The following is a 22,648-nucleotide window of genomic DNA, read 5'->3' on the forward strand; positions in this document are numbered from 1 at the left end:
ATCAAAGACTGTGCTTACAGTTTTACTGAAACGATTAATATTCGTCAGGTATATTTCCAATATTATTATCCCGATATGTTGATTCTGTTATAATGCCTACAAATCTAATCTGGCTATTCGTTGGACTAAACTCACACTTAGCTCACTGGTTTTAAAGCTTTTTTTCTATGACGTCTTTCAGCGCTCGGCATTCCAGACTCAGATCGGCAAACCTCTGCTTCAGACGACGATTCTCGCCCTCAAGATCTTTGATCTTTTTGATATCAGTGGTTTCCATACCGCCTACTTTACCTTCCTGTTGTAATAGCTGGCTCAAGAGATAGCGGCCTTATGACACTCGATCCGGCCATCTTCGACAGATTTTAGAACGGCGATGATTTGGTGCTTAGTGAATCGGATCTTGCGCATCGTGATCTTCTCAGTGACATAATCTGTATATCGGAAGATCTCTAAAAGTGAGTGGGTCGCTTTGATGGGGTACCTATGTAACAGCTTGAGGCAAGGGCTCAATTAGCCTTGCTGGTTTGACACGAGAGGAAGCTCTGTGGTAACCATAACACGTAACAAAGCCCACTTAATTTAACAAGTGAGCTAATTGATTGCTAACTATTTTTACAATCCATGTGACGAAATTACGAAGTATCGTATTCCTGCCTAATCACCTGCTTGTTAAGACTGATGTTCAGCCGCAGTAACAAACAAGCTTAAATAGTGGTGCCCGGACTCGGAATCGAACCAAGGACACGGGGATTTTCAATCCCCTGCTCTACCGACTGAGCTATCCGGGCAACGGGGCGCATTAAACCGTATTGGCGGCAAGTCGTCAATGAGTTTCTCTTATAAAGGCGATCGGTTGCTCTCTTTTCATGCAAAAATAGCGAGAAAACTGTTGGGAAGTTAATTTTTATGGTGCATCTACATATTTCATCTACTTGATTTATAGATTTTTTATTTTTTAGTGTGTTAAATAACAATGGCTTAGATATTCACTAAAAGTGCATTTTTATTGGCCTACAAGGTTGAACCTGCCGGCAAAACATGCAATTATTGCGAAAATTTAGCGTTACTATTCATCCCTCTAATCCATATCATTTCGATTAAGTAAGCAGGAGGCGGTTATGACAGTAGTAGACTATTCAATGCATAATGAGCGCTTCTCATGCTATTTCTCCTGTTTATCTGCTGTTAAGTTCCTTGTTACTTCCATGCGGTAAGGCTATCTGTCGCTCACTGTTAGGCATTATTAAAAATAGAGCTGGATCTCTGATTTTACTGATGTCTATTGGTCGATGCGAAGACCAGTTAACTCACTATTCTAGCTTCTATTTGAGCGAGTGATCGTGTGCGTAATAGATATCAATTTGCCGGCATTGCATAAAATCTTCACCTTATGCGATGTCATATACATGCCAAAATGGCAGCCTCATACCTGACCGTTTGAGAGTAAGTGACATGACACTATTAAAAATAGCAACAAGTGCTCGTTTGGCTTCTTATATAGAAAGCCAACGGGGAATGGTATACCTCAATCAAACTGATTTTACTGATGTTGCCGCTGTGGTGATGTCGGTTGAAGATGCCAATGCCGGTATATTGTCAAAGTTGCATGATCTGGGTTTTGCTATTCCTACTTTTGTTGCTGTCACGGCACAACAGACGGTTTCTGCCGATTATTTGCCTCTGATTAAGGGGATTATTACGCTCGGCGAAGCAAACAAAGCTTTTTACAATGCTCAGGTAGAGGCTGCCGCCAGTGAATATCAAAAAAATCTATTACCGCCATTTTTCTCAACATTGAAAAAATATGTCGAGATGAATAATTCAACTTTTGCTTGCCCAGGGCATCAGGGTGGCGAGTTTTTCCGTAAGCATCCTGCCGGTCGCCAGTTTTTTGAATTTTATGGCGAGACCATTTTCCGTTCAGATATGTGCAACGCAGACGTCAAACTGGGTGACTTGCTGATCCATGAAGGTGCAGCTAAAGATGCACAAAAATATGCAGCTAAGGTCTTCAATGCGGATAAAACCTATTTTGTTTTGAATGGTACATCGGCTGCGAATAAGGTCGTGACTAATGCCTTATTGACCCGTGGTGATTTGGTATTGTTCGATCGTAATAACCATAAATCCAACCATCATGGTGCGCTGATTCAGGCTGGGGCGACACCAATCTATTTGGAAACGGCCCGCAACCCGTTCGGTTTTATTGGTGGTATTGATGCTCATTGTTTCGACGAGCGTTATTTACGCCAGCAATTGCGGGACGTTGCGCCAGAAAGAGCAGAAGAGGCGCGGCCATTCAGATTGGCGATCATTCAGTTGGGTACCTACGATGGCACGGTGTATAACGCACGTCAGGTGGTTGATACTATTGGTCATTTGTGTGATTACATTCTGTTTGATTCTGCGTGGGTAGGTTACGAACAGTTTATTCCGATGATGAAGGATTTCTCACCGCTATTGCTGGATTTAAATGAAAATGACCCTGGGATTATTGTGACTCAGTCAGTGCACAAGCAGCAGGCTGGTTTCTCCCAAACCTCGCAGGTACATAAAAAAGATAATCATATCAAAGGGCAAAAACGGCACTGTAATCATAAACGTTTTAATAATGCATTTATGTTGCATGCCTCAACCAGCCCGTTCTACCCATTATTTGCTGCACTGGATATTAACGCCAAAATTCATTCTGGTGACAGTGGCCGCCGCATGTGGATGGATTGTGTCAAGTTGGGCATCGATACGCGTAAACTATTATTAGAACGCTGCTCAATGTTGCGGCCATTTATTCCTCCCACTGTCGGTGGTAAAAATTGGCAAGATTACGATACGGACGTTATTGCTAATGACACACGTTTCTTTAATTTTGTGCCTAATGAACGTTGGCATGGCTTTGAAGGGTATAACCAAGACCAATATCTGGTTGATCCTTGTAAGTTATTACTGACGACACCAGGTATTGATGCTAACAGCGGCCAATATACCCAATTTGGTGTTCCGGCAGCGATACTGGCTACCTTCTTGCGTGAAAATGGCATTGTGCCGGAAAAATGCGATCTGAATTCAATTTTGTTCCTGCTAACACCGGCAGAAAATCCAGCAAAAATGGCACATCTGGTTGATATGCTGGCTCAGTTTGAGCGCTACGTGGAGCAAGATGCTTTATTGTGTGATGTATTACCGACGATATACCGTAAGAATGAAGAGCGCTATCGCGGCTATACTCTACGCCAGTTATGTCAAGAAATGCATGATCTCTATGTCAGCTATGATGTTAAACAACTGCAAAAGGATATGTTCCGCAAAGCCAGCTTACCGCCGGTATTAATGAACCCGCAAGATGCCAATATCCAGTTTATTCGCGATAATATCGAGCTAATCCCTATTGCCGAGGCTGAAGGGCGCATTGCTGCTGAAGGCGCACTCCCTTATCCACCTGGCGTATTGTGCGTGGTGCCAGGTGAAATGTGGGGCGGGGCGGTACAGCGTTATTTCCTGGCGTTGGAAGAGGGGATTAATTTATTGCCCGGCTTCTCGCCTGAATTGCAGGGCGTTTATATCGAAAAAGGTGATGTAGAGTGGCGGCGTATCTTTGGTTATGTCATTACGCCGTAAACTGAAGTACTGATAGACAGCCAATGAGAGCATCGGCTGTCTATCAACCAGTTATTACAAATTAGGCTCATCAATAACCTAAATAGCGTGCGACTAAAACTGTGCCGGAAATCAGCAATAAGATATTTATTAATCGGATAAGCTGGTCGCGACTTATCCCTAAACTGATTTTATTGGCGATAACCAAACCAACTAACATCCCCGGTACCAACAGTAGTACCATCCATAAAATAGATAGGTCCATGTAGACCCCTGCCAGCGTAAACAAAATAACTCGCGTGAGGGTACTCAGGCCGATAAGCGTGGTCTGGGTAATCCGCAAATTATCTTTGCTGGCTATTCTGCCGGATAAATAAATAGCATAGATAAACCCGCCGCTGCCAAATAGCGCACTGAAGATACCGCCAATCAAGCCAAAAGGAATGGCGGCAACAGGTTTGAATTGCCCTTGTGGTTTACGCCGGCTAAGGGCGTAAATGGCATATAAAATGACAAATATGCCGAGCGCCAGTAGCAAAATATCAGGGCGAGTACGTAGCAGTAACGTCGCGCCGATCAGACTACCAATAATCATTAGTGGGACTAATCGCTTAAGTTCAGCAAGGTCGGCATGACGGCTATGGCGAGCTACATTGGTAATGGCTGCAAACATATCGACAATTGCCAATAATGGGACAATCTTAGCGACAGGAATAAATAGCGCTAATATCGGACTGGCAATTAATGCAGAACCAAATCCTGTAATACCAAAGATGATATAAGCGATGACCATAGTGGAGAAGATTACCACCATTTCAAACAGGGTAAGTCCAAAGTCCATTTGTTCAATCTGCCGATAGTAGGGATAGGATGATTAGCCATACTATAAACATTTTATTGAGAATGGTTGTTATTCAAATGTGCACTTTTGTCAGGCGATCACACTTTAGACATAAAAATGACACTGTGGGTGGAGCCTGCCATTTCAGTTTCCCTTCGTTGGCGTTGCAGGGGGGATTAGCCACCTGCAACGCCAATTTCTTTGGCTATAAAATCCGCTATTAAACAAAACTAGTGGCGGCGATAACTCTTCTGCGCGCTGTTCACTTTCACCAGATAACGGCGAGATTCGCCTGAAGGGTGTTTAGTGGTCAGCGTTTGGAATACATCACCAGGAGCCATATTGTTGATAATATTAACAGCCTGGTTCTTATCGCTGGAGAATACCCGCAATACGCTACCTGCTCCGCCGTTATAAGAGGTAATAACAGCATAACGCCGTGAGGTGGCATTCTGAATTCCGCCTAGATAGGTATTTTGCAGAATTGACAGATATGCCGTACCGGCATCAATATTATTTTCTGGATCAAACAGATAGCTACGGCTTGGCTGGCCACTTTTGCCCTTCATTTTGAACACATCTCGCCCGGCAGTATGCTGCACAACTTGCATCAGACCCAACGCATCAGAGCCACTGACCGCATATGGGTTGAAGCTAGATTCTGTTTGCATAATTGCCAGGATCAATGACTCTTCGACGCCATAACGCTCCGCTGACTGGCGCACCAGTGGCAGGTATTTATGGGCACGTTGATCCAGATGGTTAGGAACCAATTGCAAGGTGACCGACCAGATAACATGCAGGCCGGAAGTGCGTTTTTGCATTCTGGTTTGTAGCAGATAATCAGCAAAATGGGCCGCGCGCCATTCCCAACGGATCGGCTGGCCATTGTTATCTAGCACCTGCCCATAGAGGAAGGGCTCTTTACTGATCTGAATATCGTTAACATCCGAATAGAGGTCGATAGAGCCAGGATCATCACCCATTAAAAGTGTGGTAATAATCGCCTGACGCAAGTGAGCCGCCGGATCTGTCGTGGCAATGGTTTCAACCGTAATCGTACCGGCATCGAAGTTGATATGGCTGCGGGTTTGATATTGATCCGTATACTTAACGTAATCTTTTGGACCCGCGATTAAGACTTCTTTTAATCCCCAAATATTTTCAATGTTATGGGCAAATTGGCCCATTAAAATCTCAAAACCGTTGGTATCTTTGACATAGGCTTCGTTTTCTGTTTGATTCTTATTGCCTGAGCAAGACACTAACAATGGTGCAATTATCAGCAAAGCTAAAATTTTCTTCATCTTACAAGCCATATCTTGATGAGGAATAACAACGGGGCCAGCGCAGACCCCGTGTGGTTACTTACTCGGTGGAGTATAACCTTCAATATGAACATCCTGCCCTTCGAACAGAAAGTTAACCATCTCCTGCTCTAACAGTTTGCGGTCTTCCACATTCATCATGCTCAGTTTTTTCTCGTTAATCAGCATGGTTTGCTTGGTTATCCATTGTGACCAAGCTTCTTTTGATATTTCGTTATAGATACGTTTGCCAATCTCACCTGGATAGAGCTGAAAATCTTGCCCCTCAGCATCATGTTTTAAAAATGTGCAAAAAATTGTTCTGCTCATGCTAAATCCTCTTCTATGGCGCTATTCCCTTCATACTTGACGTTGCAGGGGGTTAGCTATGTTGGTCACTCGGCTGTTTTGCCAACTGATGTAATAGGCGTTCAACTGGGGCCGCCAATCCTACCGCGGGTGGTTGAGCTAAGTTATACCAGAGACCTGCACCATCATCCATGCATCCACGGGATGACGCCGTATTCAGCCACATGGGGACAATATCCAGATGGAAGTGGCTGAAGGTATGACGAAAAGCAGTTAACTGCTGCAAACTGCTGCTGGCAATACTTTGTTGCTGCAACCAACGCTCCAGTTCGGCTGGTTCAGAAAATTGCGGGAAGCAAAATAGACCACCCCATAGACCTACTGGCGGGCGCTGTTCGAGCCATACCTGCGATCCGTTTTGCATCAACAAAAAGTAAGCTGTTTTTTCCGGTAACGTCTGTTTGGGTTTTTTACCGGGGTAGCGCGCCCAACTGTGATTAGCATAAGCCATACAACCGGTATTCAGTGGGCAAAGCTCACACTTGGGCTTAGAACGGGTGCACACCGTGGCACCTAAATCCATCATCGCCTGATTAAACTGACCTACGCCTTTGGCTGGCGTAACATCTTCACTGATTTGCCACAGGCGGCCTTCGACTTCCTTTTTACCGGGCCATCCCTCAACAGCGTAACAACGGGCCAGCACTCGTTTGACGTTACCATCTAAAATAGGAAAATGTTTCCCTAATGAGAGCGACAAAATAGCGCCCGCAGTTGAGCGCCCAATCCCCGGCAGTGCGAGAATCTCGTCAAAAGTAGTAGGGAACTCGCCTTGATGGCGTTCAACAACTGTTTGGGCGGCTTTATGCAGATTTCTGGCACGGGCGTAGTAACCCAGCCCGGTCCATAAATGCAGAACTTCATCCAACGGTGCCGCAGCCAACGCACTGATATCAGGGAAGCGCAACATAAAACGTTGGAAATAGGGAATGACGGTCGCAACCTGAGTCTGTTGCAACATCACTTCTGACAACCATACCTGATAAGGTGTTTTATCCAATTGCCACGGCAAGGTTTTGCGACCAAAGCGTTGGTACCACTCAAGTACCTCGTGCGCGAACTGTTGCGCTTGCATCATAAGTTGGTATCAATATCCGGCAGGTAATAAATTAGAGCTGGATTGCAGCATAGAGTTCTCACCCTGTAAACCCCCTTCGTACTTGAAGCGACAACTGTGTTAGCCGCACTCACGCACCCGAATCACTGACTTTAATCGGCCACTTTGGTTATATCTACGTTATTTACTGCTTAATTTTGTACTTATGGCGCCCAGAGTTGATAAACTACCGTATCTTTGCATAATGCGCGTTCACATACGCAATCAACAGACAGAAAGTACCATGATAAATGACGTCATATCCCCGGAATTTGATGAAAACGGCCGAGCCATGCGCCGTATTCGTAGTTTTGTCCGTCGTCAGGGGCGGCTGACCAAAGGTCAACAACTGGCGCTAGATAGCTACTGGCCGGTGATGGGCGTGGAATATCAAGCAACGCCGGTTGATGTAAACGCCTTGTTTGGCCGCGAAGCTCCGGTGGTACTGGAAATCGGTTTCGGCATGGGGACTTCACTGGTGACCATGGCTGCCAGTAATCCGCAGCAGAATTTTCTGGGGATAGAAGTGCATTCTCCGGGGGTTGGTGCTTGTTTGGGGGCTGCTCACGAGGCGGGACTAAGCAACTTGCGGATTATGTGTCATGACGCGGTTGAAGTGCTGGAAAATATGATTCCAGATGCTTCACTGGATATGGTACAGCTATTCTTCCCTGACCCATGGCACAAAGCGCGCCATAATAAGCGTCGTATCGTCCAGACGCCTTTTGTTGAATTGGTGAGAAGTAAATTAAAAGTGGGTGGCGTGTTCCATATGGCGACCGACTGGCAACATTATGCGGAACATATGCTGGAAGTGATGTCAGGTGTAAACGGATACCGCAACCTTTCAGAACAAAATGATTATGTTCCTCGTCCGGACTCGCGTCCGCTGACAAAATTTGAATTACGTGGCCAGCGTCTGGGACATGGCGTTTGGGATCTGATGTTTGAGAGGAAAGAATAATGGCTAACAATCGTAGTCGTCGTTTACGCAAGAAGATGCATATCGACGAGTTTCAGGAATTGGGTTTCTCCGTACAGTGGACCTTCCCTGAAGGGACTGGTGTTGATGTAATTGATGAAACTGTCGATGCTTTTATCGATGAAGTCATTGAAGCCAATGGTCTGGCATTTGATGGTAGTGGCTACTTGCAGTGGGAAGGTTTGATTTGCCTGCAAGAGATCGGTCATTGCACTGATGAGCACCGTGCATTGGTTACTAAATGGCTGGAAGCTCGCAAGTTGAAAAATGTAGAAACCAGTGAGTTATTTGATATCTGGTGGGATTGATCTTCCGGTTTAACGGCAGATAATTAATAAGGGCGCCTAAGCAGGCGCCTTTGTTTTTATCAGGCATGGCTAGTGGAAGCTGTTACTAAGTTCTATTGGGAGCATTTTTTTGGCAAAAATTTTAGAGGTAGCAACAATCTTAAATAATGCCTTACTGGCAGATATCTTACAGCAGGTTCGCCCGCTGATTGGTCAGGGGAAGGTTGCTGATTATATTCCCGCATTAGCGGAGGTCGCGGCAGATAAGCTGGGCATTGCTGTGTGTACGCTGGATGGCGAGATTTTTCAAGCCGGAGATGCTGATGAACGCTTCTCTATCCAATCAATTTCGAAAGTGTTAAGTCTGACTCTGGCATTATCCCGTTACGGCGAGCAAGAGGTGTGGCAGCGGGTAGGCAAAGAGCCCTCCGGCCAGCCCTTTAACTCACTGGTTCAGCTAGAATTAGAGAAAGGTAAACCACGCAATCCTTTTATTAATCCAGGGGCGCTGGTGGTATGCGATATGTTACAAAGCCGCTTGAGTGCGCCGAAACAGCGGATGTTGGAAGTGGTGCGCCAGCTCGTGAGCGATGATAGCATCAGCTACGATCCTCGAGTGGCTCGTTCTGAGTTTGAACATTCAGATCGTAACGCGGCTATCGCATATCTGATGAAGTCTTTTGATAATTTTGATAACGATGTGCTGACGGTACTGCAGACCTATTTCCACTACTGCGCCCTGCGCATGAGCTGTGTCGAACTGGCTCGCTGTTTTGTCTATCTGGCGAATCAGGGGCGCAGTATTGGTAGGCATAGCCCGCTGATTACGCCGATACAGGCGCGGCAAATTAATGCCTTGATGATTACCAGTGGCATGTACGATGGGGCGGGTGAATTTGCCTTCCGCGTTGGTATGCCGGGCAAATCTGGGGTAGGTGGTGGCATTATCGCCATTGTGCCGGATGAGTTGTGTATTGCGGTGTGGTCACCAGAATTGGACCATGCGGGGAACTCTCTTGCCGGAACTGCTGCCTTAGAGCTATTGGCACAGCGGATTGGCCGCTCCATTTTTTAAAACAGCGCTTCAGGAGTCTTATGTTACATAAAATGAAAGCATTACGAACGGCAGCCCTGACGGTATTGATGCTGACTGCCGGACAGGTGCAAGCTGAATATCAGTGCAGTGTAAAACCGCAGGATGATGTGATTATCAGCCCGCAATCTGTGCAGATAGTGGGAGCCAGCGGTAATTTGCAGATTTCGCCTGATGGCGATGTTACCCGTAATGGTAAAACACTGACGCTGACCGACGCGCAGCGCCAACAGGCGTTCCGCTACCAGACTGCGTTGCGCAAAGATTTGCCGTGGATAGATCAGGGCGCGCAACAGCATCTTGAAAAAGCACGAGTTTCTTTGGATAAAGTGATTGTTCAACAACTGGGGAGCAGCAGTAATGTGCGCAACCGGCTCACCACATTGAATGATCAACTAAAGCAACAGATGAACCGTATCATTGAGAAACGTAGCGATGGTTTAACCTTCCATCATCAGGCCATCGATCAGGTAGAAAAAGATGGTCGCCAGTTGGTACAGCAAAGTATGGGCGGTGTGTTGCAAGATAGCTTGAACGAGATGGGGGTTAAGCAGGCGACTAGTGGTAGTGGCGGTAATAATCCGTTGCAAGCCATTATGGGCAATTTGGGTGGGTTACAACAGGCTATTCAGAACGAATGGAATAATCAGGAACAGGAGTTCCAGCAGTTTGGCCATGAAGTCTGTGGGCGGGTGACGACACTGGAGCAGCAGCGTAAGGATTTACTTAAGTCGCTGAACTAAATCCCCTTGATATTCAATCCATTGGGGGTTAGCTAAAGCAGGTTTAGGCTGTGGGCTTCGCCTGAACCTGCTTTTTTACGCATTAGATTTACAAAAAAAGTTCTAGCAGTGAATTAAGGAATAATTTTCCTTTCTCGGTAATCTGCCAGTACTCCTCTGTTTCGATTAAATACCCTTTGGCCAATGCCTCGTCTAACTGTGGGCGAATAGTGCTTTCAGCCAGACCAGTGAAGTGGTAGAAATCTGCCCGTGGTGCGGCTTCTAATAACCGGAAACGGTTCATAAAGAACTCAAAAGGCCGGTCAGCCGTTTCCACTTCATACTGTTTATCCAGATATTTACCCTGCATGAAGCCACGGGGATGTTTGGTCTTTATCGTCCGTAGGATGCGGCCATCGCTAAACGTGACTTTACCGTGCGCCCCGCAGCCAATTCCCAGATAATCACCAAAGCGCCAGTAATTGAGGTTATGTTGGCATTGGTAGCCCGGTTTGGCATAGGCCGAGGTTTCATACTGCTGATATCCGGCAGCAGTAAGTAATTGATGTCCTTGCTGGAAAATATCCCACAGTGCATCGTCATCGGGCAAAACCGGCGGGCGTGAACTAAAACCAGTATTAGGTTCAATCGTCAGTTGATACCAAGATAAATGTGGCGGATCCAGTGCGATAGCTTGGCGCAAATCATCCAGCGCCTCTTCCAGTGTTTGATCAGGCAAGCCGTGCATTAAATCCAGATTAAAGCTACGTAAATTCAGTGAGGTTGCCAGCTCTGCGGCTCGTTTAGCTTCATCTGGCCCATGAATCCGCCCAAGACGCGTTAATTTCTGTGCGCTAAAGCTTTGTACGCCGATGGAGATACGGTTAATACCGGCGCGTTGATAGCCGCTGAAGCGGTCAGCTTCGACAGCGCCTGGGTTTGCTTCCATGGTGATTTCAGCACCGGCTGCAAGGGGTAATCTGGCACGCACACCATCAAGCAGTTGTTGCATCGCTGCGGCACTGAGTAAACTCGGGGTGCCACCACCAATAAAAATAGTGCTAATTTCACGACCACTGGCCAGTGGTACGTCGGCATCAAGATCCGCTAATAAGTGCTCTACATATTCCTGATGAGGAACATCACCTTTCAGTGCATGAGAGTTAAAGTCACAGTAAGGGCACTTCTGCACACACCAGGGAATATGAATATAGAGACTGAGCGGAGGTAACTTAAGCATTACGCAGCGCATCCAGCATCAGTTTCAGCGCCTGACCACGGTGTGATACTGCGTGTTTTTCTTCACGAGTTAATTCTGCAGCGGTTTTACCCAACTCTTTTACATAAAAAATTGGGTCATAGCCAAATCCTGCCTCCCCTACGGGGTGGTGAGCAATCACTCCCGGCCATTGGCCGTGAAACACTAAAGGTGTTGGGTCTTCAGCATGGCGCATATAGACCAGCACGCAGTGGAATTGGGCACCACGTTGTGCATCAGGGGTATCTTTCAACGCCACTAGCAGTTTTTCGAGGTTATCTTGATCACTGGCATCAGTACCCGCGAAGCGTGCGGAGTAAATCCCTGGTGCGCCACCTAGCGCATCAACAGCAAGGCCCGAGTCATCGGCGATAGCAGGCAAACCGGTAATTTGTGCGGCATGGCGCGCTTTTAATATGGCATTTTCGATAAAAGTTAAGCCAGTTTCATCGGCGGATTCTACGCCTAGTTCGGTTTGTGCGACCACATCCAAACCAAAATCGGCTAGCAAATTTGCCAACTCACGCACTTTGCCGGGGTTACCGGTGGCTAATACTATTTTTTGCATGGAGGGATCCTGAATTTTATTAGAGCTGACAGTTATTCTTGCGGAAGTCTCTATCACTCGAGCAGTGCCGCAACTTCTGGCGGGATCTGTTGCGGATTAACAATTTTGATCTGTTTGTGCCGCCCCTGTTCACCTTTTTCGATAACTACCTGGCTTTTCGCTACCCGAAATTGTTTAGCGATAAACTTGATCAAGTGGGTATTAGCTTGGCCATCTACCGGTGGGGCGGTAATGGCGATTTTAAGTTCATCGCCATGTAAACCGACTATCTGATCACGGCTGGCTTTGGGCTGAATATATAGCCTCAGAACCAGCCCGTCCAGCAAGGGCGTTACTGCACTCACAGCATAACCCAAAGCTCGCCTAACATATCCATACCTAAGAAGTTGATCAGATACAGGATAAGAATAACGATCATCGCCGAAAAATCGATACCGCCCATGGCAGGCAAGATGCGGCGAATCGGAGCCATTAAAGGCTCAGTCAACTGATACAGCAGATAGTCCATTGGACTACGGCCCTGACTCACCCAACTCATCAATGCACGGATAATCATTACCCAGAAAATCAGGTAACCGGCAGCTTTAAACAGTGCAATAACACCAAACAGCAGATTATAAGGGTTGAGTGAGATAGCACCGCTACCAATCAGCAGCAACAGTGGGAACTTAATGGTCATCAGCAGGTATGCCAGCAGCAGTGATGCGCTGTCGATTGGCCCCATGGAAGGAATTATCCGACGCAATGGACCAATAATCGGCTGGGTAATTTTCACCACAAATTGTGAAAATGGGTTGTAGAAATCGCTATGAACCCACTGCATCCAGATACGCAACAGCAGTACCATCACATACAGGTCAATGACCGTTTTGGCCAAAAAAGTCAGCGTTAGCATGAGTTGCTTTAGTCCTTATCCTTAATATTGGATATACACAAATAGAGAATCTATCAGCGTACTTTATAAGCCCCTATCTTAACGAGAAAGCAATAAGGGTAGTGTCGGATTTTGTAAATTTTGTCGTAGTTAGAACAGCTTTTCCATTTCTTTCGCCCGTTTGATAGCGGCTTGCATGGCGCTGGCAACAGTTTCTGGTAAATGCTGCTCGTTAAATACCCTAATTGCCTCGGCCGTCGTCCCTCCTTTCGAGGTCACCTGTTCACGTAGTGTCGAAAGTGGCAATTGCGGGTTAGCTTCCACGAGTGCAGTCGCTCCAGAGGCGGCTTGTTGCACCAGTAGGCGTGCGGTTTCACTATCAAAACCTAACCGTTCGGCTTCCTGTTGCATTGCTTCCATAAACAGGAAGAAATAGGCCGGTGCACTGCCTGCTGCGGCAATAACGTTGTTGATGCCGTTTTCATCATTCACCCAACAGACTTTTCCTACTGAGCTCATCAGCGAGGCGGTAAAGTTACGATCGTCCTGTGAAACCTGCTCTGGTGCATATAGGCCGCTCATCCCTTTACCCACCAGAGATGGGGTATTAGGCATAATACGCACCAAATTGAGTTTATCCCCCAATAGCGCATAGAAACGTGCAACCTGAATACCCGCAGCAATGGAAAGTACCAGTTTGCCGGTGAAATCGACATTATCTCGCAATGCCTGACATACATCGGCCATTAATTGAGGTTTAACCGCTAAGACGATCACCTCAGCCTTTTGTGCTTGAGCGTTATTATCATCACTACTGATGACACCAAATTCAGCGGCCAGAGCATCACGATTTTTAGCTGAAGGTGCGCAAACGCTGATCATTTTAGCGGGATAACCACCGGCAACCAACCCTGCAATAATTGCGCGAGCCATATTGCCAGCGCCAATGAATGTTATGTTGCGATGTTGCATCAATTTCTCCTATGCCCTTGGTACTTAAAGCCGCAGCCCGAAGGTGTTAATTAACATTAGCGGCTCTGACGCTAATGACTCTGGGGGTTAAGCGCGGGTACCAAAAATGGCGGTACCAATACGCACTAATGTACTTCCGGCACTAATAGCGGCTGCCATATCATCTGTCATGCCCATAGAAAGCGTATCCATCTGAGGGTAGCTGGCTTTTAAAGTCAAGAAAGCCTGATGCATTTGCTCAAATACCGCCAGTTGTCGCGGATAATCGCTTTCCGGTGCCGGAATAGCCATCAATCCGCGTAAATTCAGGTTAGGCAGCTCACTAATACTGGCTGCTAATGCGGGTAGCTCTGTTAAGGCAATCCCAGATTTACTTTGTTCATCACTGATATTGACCTGAATCAGTACGTTCAGTGCGGGCATTGCAGCTGGGCGCTGAGTGCTTAGGCGCTGCGCTATCTTCAGCCGATCAACGGTATGACACCAGGCAAAATTTTCTGCCACTAACCGGCTTTTATTGGATTGCAGCGGGCCAATAAAGTGCCATTCAAGATCGGCGCTATTGGCAAAGTAGTGGATTTTATCTACCCCTTCCTGCACATAGTTTTCACCAAAAGCATATTGCCCTGCCACGATGGCTTCTTCGATAGCGCTCACAGGTTTGGTTTTACTAACTGCAAGCAATGTCACTTCTTCTGGAGAGCGTGCGCAATTGTGTGCAACTGTTGCGATCCGCGCTCTGACATCCTGTAGATTCTGCTCAATTGTGCTCATATGGACCCAGGAGTTTGATATGGATTTCACCAGTCTGGATGATAAAAACACAGACCAGGATAACCCTGTATTTAGCGATGGCACAGCTAAATGCATTGACTTAGAAAGCCCCGAACATACCGATGATGGCTTTGATGAACAGGACTTCGCAAATAAGGTGGCGGCTAGTGTAAATCATAACGCATCGGATCTGCACCTTTGTACCGGTTATCACCCGGTATTACGTATTGATGGCGTACTGAAAACCTTCACTCACTGGCCACGGGTGAGTGTCAACTGGCTCAATAAGCTCAGTCGGCACTTATTAAGCGAGGCGCAGCATCGCCGATTGCGGGAAATGGGGCAGGTGGATTGTGCTTATACGACAATTAGTGGACAACGGCTACGGGCTAATATTTTTCAGCAACAGCAGGGGCAATCGGTAGCTTTTCGTATTATCTCTGCGGCATGCCCATCACTAGAGGAGTTGGATGTCCCACCGATTATTCACCAACTCGTTGAGCAAGATAATGGGTTGATTCTGGTTACCGGTGCGACAGGTAGTGGTAAGTCCACGACATTAAGCGCGATGATCAGTGCCATCAATCAGCATCAGGCTCGTCATATCATTACGCTTGAAGATCCGATTGAGTTTGTTCATAGCAGTCTTTCATGTTTGATCCAGCAACGGGAGCTGGGGAGCCATACCCAATCTTTTAGTCATGCCTTAACTGGAGCATTGCGTCAGGATCCCGATATCATTTTGTTGGGTGAGTTACGTGATCTGGATACGATTCGTTTAGCTCTGACTGCCGCTGAAACGGGGCATTTGGTGCTGGCTACGCTACATACTCGTACAGCAACACAGGCAATTGATCGGCTGGTTGATGTTTTCCCTGCGGCAGAGAAAGCCACTATTCAGGCACAATTGGCAGCGAGCTTACGTGCGGTTATCGCACAAAAGTTATGTAATAAAACAGCCGGTGGGCGCATTGCCGTTTTTGAAATTCTGATACAAACCACTGCCGTCAGCCATTTGATTCGTGAAGGTAAATCCTATCAGCTCCCGAATGTGATACAAGCTGGTGCGCAATCGGGGATGCAAACCTTTGAGCAAGGGATGGTACAGCGGGAGAAGCAGGGGATATTGGCAGAGCATAATGTTAGTCAATTAACATAGCGCCGCTAACCAACAGTAAGTGATTCGGGTGAATGAGAGCCGCTAACACTGCCACGGCTCCAAGTAAGAAGGGTAATTATGCTGACGGGATCTGCTGAGTAATACAGTGAATATTCCCCCCACCGAGCAGGATCTCGCGGGCGGGAACACCGGTAATAACAAAGTCTGGGAACATCTGCTGCAACAGATCTTGCGCCACGCCATCGGTACGATCATCTAACAACGGGTAAATAATTTGTTGGTTACTGATCAAAAAGTTGACGTAAGAGCCAGCCAGTCGTTCACCAGCGGTACGGGGAACCGCATCGGTGGATAGCACATCGAAAGTCTCTTCTTCGGTGTTATACAGCGGGCCGGGAGCTGGTAGTTTCCAGATTTTTAGCTTGCGGCCTTTGGCATCAACCGCATTGGATAACACATCAAAAGCAGCAACTGATCGTGCGTACTGTGGATCCTGTTGATCGTCGGTCCAATGTAGGGCAACTTCACCCGGGCGAACAAAACAGCACATATTGTCGATATGACCATCAGTTTCATCGTTATAGACGCCATCTTGCAACCAGATGAAGTGTGTAACACCCAGGTATTCACGCAATAACTGTTCAATCTGCACTTGATTCAGATGCGGATTGCGGTTTGGATTCAGCAAACATTCAGCGGTGGTTAGCAGAGTGCCTTCACCATCGGTATGAATCGAACCACCTTCTAATACCAGTGGGGCGCTGTAATGGGCGTTATGCAGGAAGTCACTCACTTGAACGGCAACTTTCTCATCTTGTTGCCAGTTGGCATACAGGCCACCGTTAAGGCCGCCCCATGCGTTGAACTGCCAATCCACAGCGCGGCGTTCACCGCTACCGTTAATCACCATCGTCGGGCCGGTGTCACGCATCCAGGCATCATCACTGGCCATTTCGACCAATGTTACGTTAGCAGGTAGGGTTGCTTTAGCCTGAGCCATAAATTCAGCTGGCACGCCCATAAATACGGGGGTTGTACCGCTGATGGCCTCAGCGACTTTGGCAAACGTCTGCTGAGCGGGAGTCCCCTTGCCACGCCAGTTATCTTGACGATATGGCCACAGCATCCAGACCGCATCCTGCTTTGCCCACTCGGCAGGCATAAAGAAGCCATCCTGCTGCGGTGTGCCGGGCAGGGCTTGTGAAGCTGAAGCTTGTAAAATCGCATCTTGTGCAGACATAAATTATCTCCGGGTCTTGCCGTCAGAAGTGGCTAAAGCTTGATACATTTCTGGGCGGCGATCGCGGAACAAGCCCCATGAAGCGCGCTGGGCAGCGATTTCTTGTAAATCAAATTCATGTACCAAAACAGCCTCATCCGTTTTGTTGGCCTGAGCCAGCAGAGCGCCAGTCTGGTCAGCAATGAACGAGGATCCGTAGAAGGTCATTTCCAGGCCCGCTATAAATTTACTTTTCTCGGTACCGATACGGTTAGATGCAATTACGGGCACCAGGTTTGCAGCGGCGTGGCCCTGCTGTACGCGGGTCCAGTGTGGTTGGCTATCGATTTCAGGATAGGCCGGTTCAGAACCAATCGCGGTCGGGTAGAAGATGATTTCCGCACCAAGCAGTGCCAGACTACGGGCCGTTTCCGGGAACCACTGATCCCAACAGATGCCAACGCCTACTTTGGCATAACGGGTTTGCCAGACTTTAAAACCGGTATCGCCTGGAATAAAGAATTGTTTTTCCTGATAAGCCGGGCCGTTAGGAATATGGGTCTTACGGTATACATCTAACACCGAGCCATCAGCATCAATCATAACCAGCGAGTTATAATAAGCATTGTTGGCTTTCTCAAAGAAGCTCAGCGGTAACACCACTTCCAACTCGGCTGCCAGCTTGGCGAAGTGCTTAATTAACGGGCTACTATCCAGCTCTTGGGCCAGTGCATAGTGTTCCGGGCTTTGATCAATACAGAAATAAGGTGCGGCAAACAGCTCCTGAATCAGGATAATCTGTGCACCTTTGGCATGCGCTTGACGTACCAGTTTCTCGGCATTTTCAATGTTCTTAGGCAGGTCCCAAGAGCAAGCCATTTGAGTCGCAGCAACAGTCACTTTAGTCATGAGAAAACCTCAATAAATGTAAAAAACACCCGCATGGGGTGTGCAATATTTGAGCCGCTGATTGGCATAGGTTCAGTATACAATCCTGTGGGTACAGGTGTCACGATATGCGGGGGATTGCCAAACCAGACGGTGGAAACATAATCTGGGTAACCGTATCTGAAGCTGAATAAAAACCTATTCAGCCAGCCTGTTCATCAAACCAACTTTCCAGAATAATGACCGCAGATGCCGCATCGACACTGCCTTTATCCAAAGCACGGTAGCCGCCACTGTCAAATAAGTTGGCGCGGGCTTCTACGGTGCTGAGGCGTTCATCCTGTAAGGCTATTTGTACACCAAAGCGGCCATGTAAGCGGTTGGCAAACCTGCGCGCGCGGGTAGTTAGGGGTTGCTCGGTGCCATCCATATTCAGCGGCAGCCCGACAACCACTAAATCAGGTTGCCACTCTTTCAGCAGTTTTTCGACTTTCTGCCAGTCTGGCGTGCCATCCTGCGCTTTAAATGACGTTAGCGCGCGGGCAGTGCCGGTCACTTCTTGGCCAATAGCTACGCCGATACTTTTAGTCCCAAAATCAAAGGCAACAATCGTGCGATTAGCCATTAGGCGTGTCCTGCTTGCGGAGCAATATTAAAGATATTGATACCCAACTTGTTGGCCGCAGCTTGCCAACGTTCTGCAATTGGCGTGTGGAACAGAATGTTAGTATCAGCCTCAATCGTCAACCAGGTGTTATCCAGCAATTCCTGCTCTAGTTGCCCCTTTTGCCAGCCTGCATAACCCAATGCCACCAGTAGATTTTTAGGTTGTTCTGGCGTCCCTAGGGTCTCCAGTACATCTTTGGAGGTGGTTATCATCGTATCGGCTGAGATAGGAATACTGGAGCCGAATCCTTCCCGTGGTGAATGTAGGATAAATCCCCGATCCTCTGCCAGTGGCCCACCGGTTAATACCGGTTTATCCAGACGTATCGCCGGATCCCGTGGTGAAGGGCTGATTTTCAGTTTTTCCAGCACAGTTTCTACCGTGAACTGTTCCATAGGTTTGTTTATCACTAAGCCCATTGCGCCCTCTTGGTTATGCTCGCAGATGTAAATAACCGAGCGCATAAATAGGGGGTCCTGAAGTGAAGGCATAGCGATAAGAAAATGATGCTGTAAATTCATTATGTTATATAGGGGATTCGCTGAGTTAAGGGGTGAACTTTTGTCAGTATGCGGATAAATGCCAATAAAGTCACGGATCCCCTTCGTCCTTGAAGCCGCAGGGGTGTTGGCTACGTTCATGCACCCGAATCACTTGACTGCGTAAGCTCATCGGGATTAATGAGCCTCATCCTTGAGGCTCACCCTGCGGGCTTGCATAAATGCTGTTCAAATCGCTTCCCGACCGATTTGTTACTCTCTTGCCGCCTACCTGCAACTCCAATGACTTTGGGGAGGGTATCGAGTTTATTTATTAGCTAACCGCGCTTCAATTGCATCCATCAGCATTTTGGTAATGGACACATCCGGGAAGGCAGCTTCAATTTCACGGATGCAGGTCGGACTGGTGACATTAATTTCAGTCAGACGATCGCCGATAATATCTAACCCGACGAAAATTAAGCCTTTCTGCTTCAGAACCGGTGCGACAGCGCGGGCAATCGCCCAGTCGCTCTCACTGAGTGGACGGGCTTCGCCTCGGCCGCCGGCTGCCAGATTACCCCGGGTTTCACCTTGCGCCGGGATACGTGCCAGGCAGTAAGGCACCGGCTCGCCGTCAACCACCAAGACCCGTTTATCGCCTTCTTTGATGGCTGGCAGGAAGTTCTGTGCCATGCAGAATCGGCTGCCCAATTCGGTCAGAGTTTCAATAATCACCGACAAGTTAGGATCATCTTGTTTCACACGGAAGATTGAGGTCCCCCCCATACCATCCAGCGGTTTCAGAATGATATCACCGTGTTTTTGATGGAATTTACGAATGCGGTCTTTATTGCGGCTGACCAGAGTATCCGGCGTTAATTCAGGGAACCAGGCGGTAAACAGCTTCTCATTACAGTCACGCAGGCTCTGCGGCTTGTTCACTACCAGTGTGCCCTTATCTTCTGCGCGCTCCAGAATATAGGTGGCGTAGATGAATTCAGTATCAAACGGCGGATCTTTGCGCATCAGGATGACATCAAGGTCGTGCAGGGGGATATCCTGTTCAGCGCCGAAACTGAACCAACTCTCTTTATCCTGTTTTACGCTGAGTAGACGGGTACTGGCTCGGCCTTCACCACCCTGTAAGTACAGGTCGCCCATCTCCATGTAATGCAGTTCCCAACCACGGCGCTGTGCTTCCAATAGCATGGCGAAGCTGGAGTCTTTCTTGATATTAATGGACGAGATTGGGTCCATTACGATGCCGAGCTTGATCATTCTTCTCTCCTAATGGGAACGAATTTTATCCCAGATCACCAAACCGCACCTGTAAAGCAGTGATTGCGGTAAGAGCTGTAGTTTCGGTACGTAGAACTCGTGGACCTAGCAGGATATCAGTAAATCCAAGGCGCGAGGTCATGGCAATTTCATCGGCAGAGAGGCCGCCCTCCGGGCCAATCAACAAACGCACTTTATTGAGCGTAGGGGGAAGGGTATTGATGCTATTACTGGCGCGCGGATGCAGATTCAGTTTCAGGCTATCATCCTGCTCAGCACACCAGTCTGATAGTTGCATGGCGTTGCGGATTTCCGGGATCCTATTGCGGCCACACTGCTCGCAGGCAGCGATAGCAATTTTCTGCCACTGCTGGAGTTTCTTCACTAAACGCTCGCCATCGAGCTTAACCCCACAACGTTCAGAAAACAGCGGGGTAATCACATTGACACCCAGCTCAATCGATTTCTGCACGGTAAATTCCATTTTCTCGCCCCGGGAGATCACCTGACCCAAATGTAAGCTCAGTGGTGATTCACGGTCTTCCAATTGCCCTTCACCAAGCCGAACCCGCAGATTCTTTTTATCTGAGCGGACAATTTCGGCAGCGAAGACCTGATTGCTACCATCAAATAGTTGCAGGCTTTGCCCCTCAACCATACGGAGCACGCGGCCTACATGATTGGCTGCCTCATCGCTCAACGCCAGTTCGGTATTCGCCTGCAAAGGCTGTGGATGATAAATGCGGGGTATGCGCATGGGTTGCTCTAAGTCCTGAAACGAAAACATACCGCGCAGCGAGTGGTGCCACGCGAAATAAATAAGTGCCTAAGGAGACCAGAGGCAGGGAAGTATCAGCCCATATACTAGATTAGCCTTTTTGCTGCTGGCAAGCCCGTTGTACATAAGGGTTATGATTACCCTGAGCTTTCGCTATCCGCTCATCACGCTGGCATTCCCAGTTGGTGACAGGGTACTGGCGGTTCCAGACCTCAAACAGCTTGTTTTGTTGGCTGGAAAGCCGCAGTTGATATTGATCGCGCATATAAAAATAGGTGCGGGCAATTGCTCCGCGAGCACGCACTGGCGGCTCTGCCAGTTTATTTTTAAAATCAATTTTCATATCACATTGACCGTATTGGCCCTGGCTGCCATTCCATTGGGAATACATGAAGTTATTGCGGTCACCATTCACTTCGCCAATAGCCGGTTGCAGATTATGCAGATCAGTTTCTATTTGGCGATAGATGGGATCTTTAGTGCAGTTTTTGCGGCCACCTTGTTGCCAGCATTGGCGCTGGTGGCCAAATTGCCAAGCCGGAACTACATGCTCCCACTCAATCCTTGCTGCTCGCTGGGCGTTTTTTCTTGGTTGATAGCCGCAACTTTTCAGGTCAGGAATACCTTTCTTACCTTGCCAATCAATTTTGCATCCGCAGTAAAAACTGCCGGGTGCATCCTGATTAATTTTTACAGCGACCGCTTTGGCTTGAGAAAAGTTATTAATGCTTTGACTGTGACTGACCAGAGGAAGCAACGAGGAGGATAAAACCAGCAAGAATAGAATATTGCGTAACATATCTCAAAACAGCCCGATGATGAAAAGCAGGCAGGTTATAGATAATACTGATGGATAGCAAATTAACATGCTGTTTTATAACAAGTAACACCAATTCCTAACAGCTTTTTAGCGCGCTAAATTGCAGCTTTTCACCACAGTGGCGGCAGCGATATTCGCTCTCGCCGCGCTGTACTTTATTGTGGCGGCGAATGGTTAAAGCATGTTGCTGGCATTTGCACTGATAATTGAAGGTCTTACTGCGCACCGAGGCGACCTCAAACTGGTGAGTGCGGCTGGCGGGGACTTGCAATACCTGCTCCATCATCCAGCGCCACTCTTTACCATGGGGAGCAACCCGGCCAAATTGGCGATAAACCAGCAAGTGAGCCAGTTCGTGCGGCACCACTTCCTCGATAAAGTCCTGCTGATTTTCCAGTAACAATACAGGGTTAAGACGAATTTCGAAGGATTGCAGATAGGCACTACCCGCGCTAGTGCCGCGTTGATGATAATTGATTTTCGGCTCCGAGTAGGCGGTGCCAAAATGTAGATTCGCTAACTGCAATTTGTGGCGCAGGCAGCGCATAACGGCTTGCTGTAACGCGATTGGGATTCGTTGTGTACTCATATCGCCGAAGAATAAAACGGTCGATAAGCAGATGCAAGCCAGTAGGCAGGACTATTTTGAGTATATTATT

Annotated in this window: 24 protein-coding genes, 1 tRNA gene and 1 pseudogene; 6 read left to right on the forward strand and 20 right to left on the reverse strand. The window is 47.7% G+C overall.

Annotated elements, in window-relative coordinates; genetic code table 11:
- Window positions 1–157 precede the first annotated feature (157 nt).
- Together V2A85_RS11935 and V2A85_RS11940 are read right to left on the reverse strand one after the other, a co-directional pair.
- A pseudogene (locus tag V2A85_RS11935) lies at window positions 158–408 on the reverse strand (transposase); the annotation flags it as partial.
- A gap of 304 nt (window positions 409–712) precedes the next feature.
- A tRNA-Phe gene (locus V2A85_RS11940) sits at window positions 713–788 on the reverse strand.
- A 664-nt stretch (window positions 789–1,452) separates the two neighbouring features.
- On the opposite strand from V2A85_RS11940, the gene speF reads away from it, so the two are divergent.
- Complete coding sequence (speF, locus tag V2A85_RS11945; RefSeq protein WP_372560617.1) at window positions 1,453–3,615, forward strand: ornithine decarboxylase SpeF; 2,163 nt, start codon at window positions 1,453–1,455, stop codon at window positions 3,613–3,615.
- A 70-nt stretch (window positions 3,616–3,685) separates the two neighbouring features.
- Here the strand turns inward: speF and V2A85_RS11950 are convergent, their stop codons facing one another.
- From V2A85_RS11950 to mutY, 4 genes are all read right to left on the reverse strand, one after another.
- Window positions 3,686–4,435 carry a sulfite exporter TauE/SafE family protein gene (locus tag V2A85_RS11950; RefSeq protein WP_083162668.1) on the reverse strand — a complete coding sequence of 250 codons (750 nt, stop codon included), beginning with the start codon at window positions 4,433–4,435 and terminating at the stop codon, window positions 3,686–3,688.
- A 230-nt stretch (window positions 4,436–4,665) separates the two neighbouring features.
- The gene (gene mltC / locus V2A85_RS11955; RefSeq protein ID WP_372560618.1) at window positions 4,666–5,742 is read right to left on the reverse strand and encodes a membrane-bound lytic murein transglycosylase MltC; all 1,077 of its coding nucleotides are present in this window, start codon (window positions 5,740–5,742) and stop codon (window positions 4,666–4,668) included.
- A 57-nt stretch (window positions 5,743–5,799) separates the two neighbouring features.
- Window positions 5,800–6,072, reverse strand: coding sequence for an oxidative damage protection protein (locus V2A85_RS11960; protein WP_083162670.1), 273 nt, complete (start codon window positions 6,070–6,072; stop codon window positions 5,800–5,802).
- A gap of 52 nt (window positions 6,073–6,124) precedes the next feature.
- Complete coding sequence (gene mutY, locus V2A85_RS11965) at window positions 6,125–7,189, reverse strand: A/G-specific adenine glycosylase (protein WP_420071520.1); 1,065 nt, start codon at window positions 7,187–7,189, stop codon at window positions 6,125–6,127.
- Between the two features lie 262 nt (window positions 7,190–7,451).
- Between mutY and trmB the strand changes: the two genes are divergently transcribed.
- From trmB to V2A85_RS11985, 4 genes are all read left to right on the forward strand, one after another.
- A complete protein-coding gene (gene trmB, locus V2A85_RS11970) occupies window positions 7,452–8,171 on the forward strand; it encodes a tRNA (guanosine(46)-N7)-methyltransferase TrmB (RefSeq protein ID WP_372560620.1) in 720 nt (239 codons plus the stop codon).
- Window positions 8,171–8,497: a YggL family protein gene (locus V2A85_RS11975; protein WP_372560621.1), complete on the forward strand. Its 327-nt coding sequence runs from the start codon at window positions 8,171–8,173 to the stop codon at window positions 8,495–8,497. Before trmB ends, V2A85_RS11975 begins: the two co-directional genes overlap by 1 nt.
- Before the next feature lie 109 nt (window positions 8,498–8,606).
- Window positions 8,607–9,551, forward strand: a complete 945-nt coding sequence (gene glsB / locus V2A85_RS11980; RefSeq protein WP_372560622.1) for a glutaminase B — start codon at window positions 8,607–8,609, stop codon at window positions 9,549–9,551.
- A 20-nt stretch (window positions 9,552–9,571) separates the two neighbouring features.
- A complete protein-coding gene (locus V2A85_RS11985) occupies window positions 9,572–10,312 on the forward strand; it encodes a DUF2884 domain-containing protein (protein WP_420071521.1) in 741 nt (246 codons plus the stop codon).
- Between the two features lie 88 nt (window positions 10,313–10,400).
- Here V2A85_RS11985 and hemW read toward each other — a convergent pair whose 3' ends face one another.
- From hemW to V2A85_RS12015, 6 genes are all read right to left on the reverse strand, one after another.
- Window positions 10,401–11,531 (reverse strand): radical SAM family heme chaperone HemW, encoded by a 1,131-nt coding sequence (gene hemW / locus V2A85_RS11990; protein ID WP_372560624.1) that lies wholly within the window; start codon window positions 11,529–11,531, stop codon window positions 10,401–10,403.
- Window positions 11,524–12,117 (reverse strand): XTP/dITP diphosphatase, encoded by a 594-nt coding sequence (locus V2A85_RS11995; protein WP_372560625.1) that lies wholly within the window; start codon window positions 12,115–12,117, stop codon window positions 11,524–11,526. The genes hemW and V2A85_RS11995 overlap by 8 nt, the downstream gene beginning before the upstream one ends.
- 53 nt (window positions 12,118–12,170) lie before the next feature.
- Entirely contained in the window at window positions 12,171–12,461 is a 291-nt protein-coding gene (yggU, locus tag V2A85_RS12000; protein ID WP_083164094.1) for a DUF167 family protein YggU, read from the reverse strand.
- Window positions 12,458–13,012, reverse strand: a complete 555-nt coding sequence (locus tag V2A85_RS12005; protein WP_083162683.1) for a YggT family protein — start codon at window positions 13,010–13,012, stop codon at window positions 12,458–12,460. The genes yggU and V2A85_RS12005 overlap by 4 nt, the downstream gene beginning before the upstream one ends.
- 129 nt (window positions 13,013–13,141) lie before the next feature.
- Window positions 13,142–13,963 carry a pyrroline-5-carboxylate reductase gene (gene proC / locus V2A85_RS12010; protein WP_420071522.1) on the reverse strand — a complete coding sequence of 274 codons (822 nt, stop codon included), beginning with the start codon at window positions 13,961–13,963 and terminating at the stop codon, window positions 13,142–13,144.
- An 87-nt stretch (window positions 13,964–14,050) separates the two neighbouring features.
- Entirely contained in the window at window positions 14,051–14,737 is a 687-nt protein-coding gene (locus V2A85_RS12015; protein ID WP_372560628.1) for a YggS family pyridoxal phosphate-dependent enzyme, read from the reverse strand.
- A gap of 19 nt (window positions 14,738–14,756) precedes the next feature.
- Here V2A85_RS12015 and V2A85_RS12020 point away from each other — a divergent pair, with 19 nt between their 5' ends.
- Window positions 14,757–15,896, forward strand: coding sequence for a type IV pilus twitching motility protein PilT (locus V2A85_RS12020; protein WP_420071523.1), 1,140 nt, complete (start codon window positions 14,757–14,759; stop codon window positions 15,894–15,896).
- Window positions 15,897–15,972: 76 nt separating this feature from the next.
- On the opposite strand, the gene aguA is transcribed toward V2A85_RS12020, so the two are convergent.
- The 8 genes from aguA to V2A85_RS12060 all read right to left on the reverse strand — a co-directional run bounded on the left by aguA (window position 15,973) and on the right by V2A85_RS12060 (window position 22,578).
- Window positions 15,973–17,097 (reverse strand): agmatine deiminase, encoded by a 1,125-nt coding sequence (gene aguA / locus V2A85_RS12025; protein WP_420071524.1) that lies wholly within the window; start codon window positions 17,095–17,097, stop codon window positions 15,973–15,975.
- A gap of 3 nt (window positions 17,098–17,100) precedes the next feature.
- Complete coding sequence (gene aguB / locus V2A85_RS12030; RefSeq protein ID WP_083162691.1) at window positions 17,101–17,985, reverse strand: N-carbamoylputrescine amidase; 885 nt, start codon at window positions 17,983–17,985, stop codon at window positions 17,101–17,103.
- Between the two features lie 181 nt (window positions 17,986–18,166).
- Window positions 18,167–18,589 (reverse strand): Holliday junction resolvase RuvX, encoded by a 423-nt coding sequence (gene ruvX, locus V2A85_RS12035; RefSeq protein WP_083162693.1) that lies wholly within the window; start codon window positions 18,587–18,589, stop codon window positions 18,167–18,169.
- Complete coding sequence (locus V2A85_RS12040; RefSeq protein WP_083162695.1) at window positions 18,589–19,152, reverse strand: YqgE/AlgH family protein; 564 nt, start codon at window positions 19,150–19,152, stop codon at window positions 18,589–18,591. The genes ruvX and V2A85_RS12040 overlap by 1 nt, the downstream gene beginning before the upstream one ends.
- A 285-nt stretch (window positions 19,153–19,437) precedes the next feature.
- Window positions 19,438–20,391, reverse strand: a complete 954-nt coding sequence (gene gshB, locus V2A85_RS12045; RefSeq protein WP_372560631.1) for a glutathione synthase — start codon at window positions 20,389–20,391, stop codon at window positions 19,438–19,440.
- Window positions 20,392–20,416: 25 nt separating this feature from the next.
- Complete coding sequence (gene rsmE / locus V2A85_RS12050) at window positions 20,417–21,148, reverse strand: 16S rRNA (uracil(1498)-N(3))-methyltransferase (RefSeq protein ID WP_372560632.1); 732 nt, start codon at window positions 21,146–21,148, stop codon at window positions 20,417–20,419.
- A gap of 112 nt (window positions 21,149–21,260) precedes the next feature.
- Entirely contained in the window at window positions 21,261–21,968 is a 708-nt protein-coding gene (gene endA, locus V2A85_RS12055) for a deoxyribonuclease I (RefSeq protein WP_420071525.1), read from the reverse strand.
- Window positions 21,969–22,065: 97 nt separating this feature from the next.
- Window positions 22,066–22,578 carry a SprT family zinc-dependent metalloprotease gene (locus V2A85_RS12060; RefSeq protein WP_420071526.1) on the reverse strand — a complete coding sequence of 171 codons (513 nt, stop codon included), beginning with the start codon at window positions 22,576–22,578 and terminating at the stop codon, window positions 22,066–22,068.
- Window positions 22,579–22,648: the final 70 nt, after the last annotated feature.

The sequence above is a fragment of the Yersinia sp. 1252 StPb PI genome (genome assembly GCF_048593885.1).
GTDB lineage: Bacteria > Pseudomonadota > Gammaproteobacteria > Enterobacterales > Enterobacteriaceae > Yersinia > Yersinia enterocolitica_E.

What these genes read in the sequence shown, in the direction of transcription:
- endA (WP_420071525.1), bottom strand. Translation starts at nt 21,968, where the DNA reads ATGTTACGCAATATTCTATTCTTGCTGGTTTTATCCTCCTCGTTGCTT.
- V2A85_RS11950 (WP_083162668.1), bottom strand. Translation starts at nt 4,435, where the DNA reads ATGGACTTTGGACTTACCCTGTTTGAAATGGTGGTAATCTTCTCCACT.
- aguA (WP_420071524.1), bottom strand. Translation starts at nt 17,097, where the DNA reads ATGTCTGCACAAGATGCGATTTTACAAGCTTCAGCTTCACAAGCCCTG.
- ruvX (WP_083162693.1), bottom strand. Translation starts at nt 18,589, where the DNA reads ATGGCTAATCGCACGATTGTTGCCTTTGATTTTGGGACTAAAAGTATC.
- V2A85_RS12020 (WP_420071523.1), top strand. Translation starts at nt 14,757, where the DNA reads ATGGATTTCACCAGTCTGGATGATAAAAACACAGACCAGGATAACCCT.
- V2A85_RS11985 (WP_420071521.1), top strand. Translation starts at nt 9,572, where the DNA reads ATGTTACATAAAATGAAAGCATTACGAACGGCAGCCCTGACGGTATTG.
- V2A85_RS11960 (WP_083162670.1), bottom strand. Translation starts at nt 6,072, where the DNA reads ATGAGCAGAACAATTTTTTGCACATTTTTAAAACATGATGCTGAGGGG.
- aguB (WP_083162691.1), bottom strand. Translation starts at nt 17,985, where the DNA reads ATGACTAAAGTGACTGTTGCTGCGACTCAAATGGCTTGCTCTTGGGAC.
- speF (WP_372560617.1), top strand. Translation starts at nt 1,453, where the DNA reads ATGACACTATTAAAAATAGCAACAAGTGCTCGTTTGGCTTCTTATATA.
- proC (WP_420071522.1), bottom strand. Translation starts at nt 13,963, where the DNA reads ATGCAACATCGCAACATAACATTCATTGGCGCTGGCAATATGGCTCGC.
- V2A85_RS11975 (WP_372560621.1), top strand. Translation starts at nt 8,171, where the DNA reads ATGGCTAACAATCGTAGTCGTCGTTTACGCAAGAAGATGCATATCGAC.
- mutY (WP_420071520.1), bottom strand. Translation starts at nt 7,189, where the DNA reads ATGATGCAAGCGCAACAGTTCGCGCACGAGGTACTTGAGTGGTACCAA.
- V2A85_RS12040 (WP_083162695.1), bottom strand. Translation starts at nt 19,152, where the DNA reads ATGAATTTACAGCATCATTTTCTTATCGCTATGCCTTCACTTCAGGAC.
- V2A85_RS12005 (WP_083162683.1), bottom strand. Translation starts at nt 13,012, where the DNA reads ATGCTAACGCTGACTTTTTTGGCCAAAACGGTCATTGACCTGTATGTG.
- V2A85_RS11995 (WP_372560625.1), bottom strand. Translation starts at nt 12,117, where the DNA reads ATGCAAAAAATAGTATTAGCCACCGGTAACCCCGGCAAAGTGCGTGAG.
- rsmE (WP_372560632.1), bottom strand. Translation starts at nt 21,148, where the DNA reads ATGCGCATACCCCGCATTTATCATCCACAGCCTTTGCAGGCGAATACC.
- V2A85_RS12060 (WP_420071526.1), bottom strand. Translation starts at nt 22,578, where the DNA reads ATGAGTACACAACGAATCCCAATCGCGTTACAGCAAGCCGTTATGCGC.
- gshB (WP_372560631.1), bottom strand. Translation starts at nt 20,391, where the DNA reads ATGATCAAGCTCGGCATCGTAATGGACCCAATCTCGTCCATTAATATC.
- trmB (WP_372560620.1), top strand. Translation starts at nt 7,452, where the DNA reads ATGATAAATGACGTCATATCCCCGGAATTTGATGAAAACGGCCGAGCC.
- mltC (WP_372560618.1), bottom strand. Translation starts at nt 5,742, where the DNA reads ATGAAGAAAATTTTAGCTTTGCTGATAATTGCACCATTGTTAGTGTCT.
- V2A85_RS12015 (WP_372560628.1), bottom strand. Translation starts at nt 14,737, where the DNA reads ATGAGCACAATTGAGCAGAATCTACAGGATGTCAGAGCGCGGATCGCA.
- hemW (WP_372560624.1), bottom strand. Translation starts at nt 11,531, where the DNA reads ATGCTTAAGTTACCTCCGCTCAGTCTCTATATTCATATTCCCTGGTGT.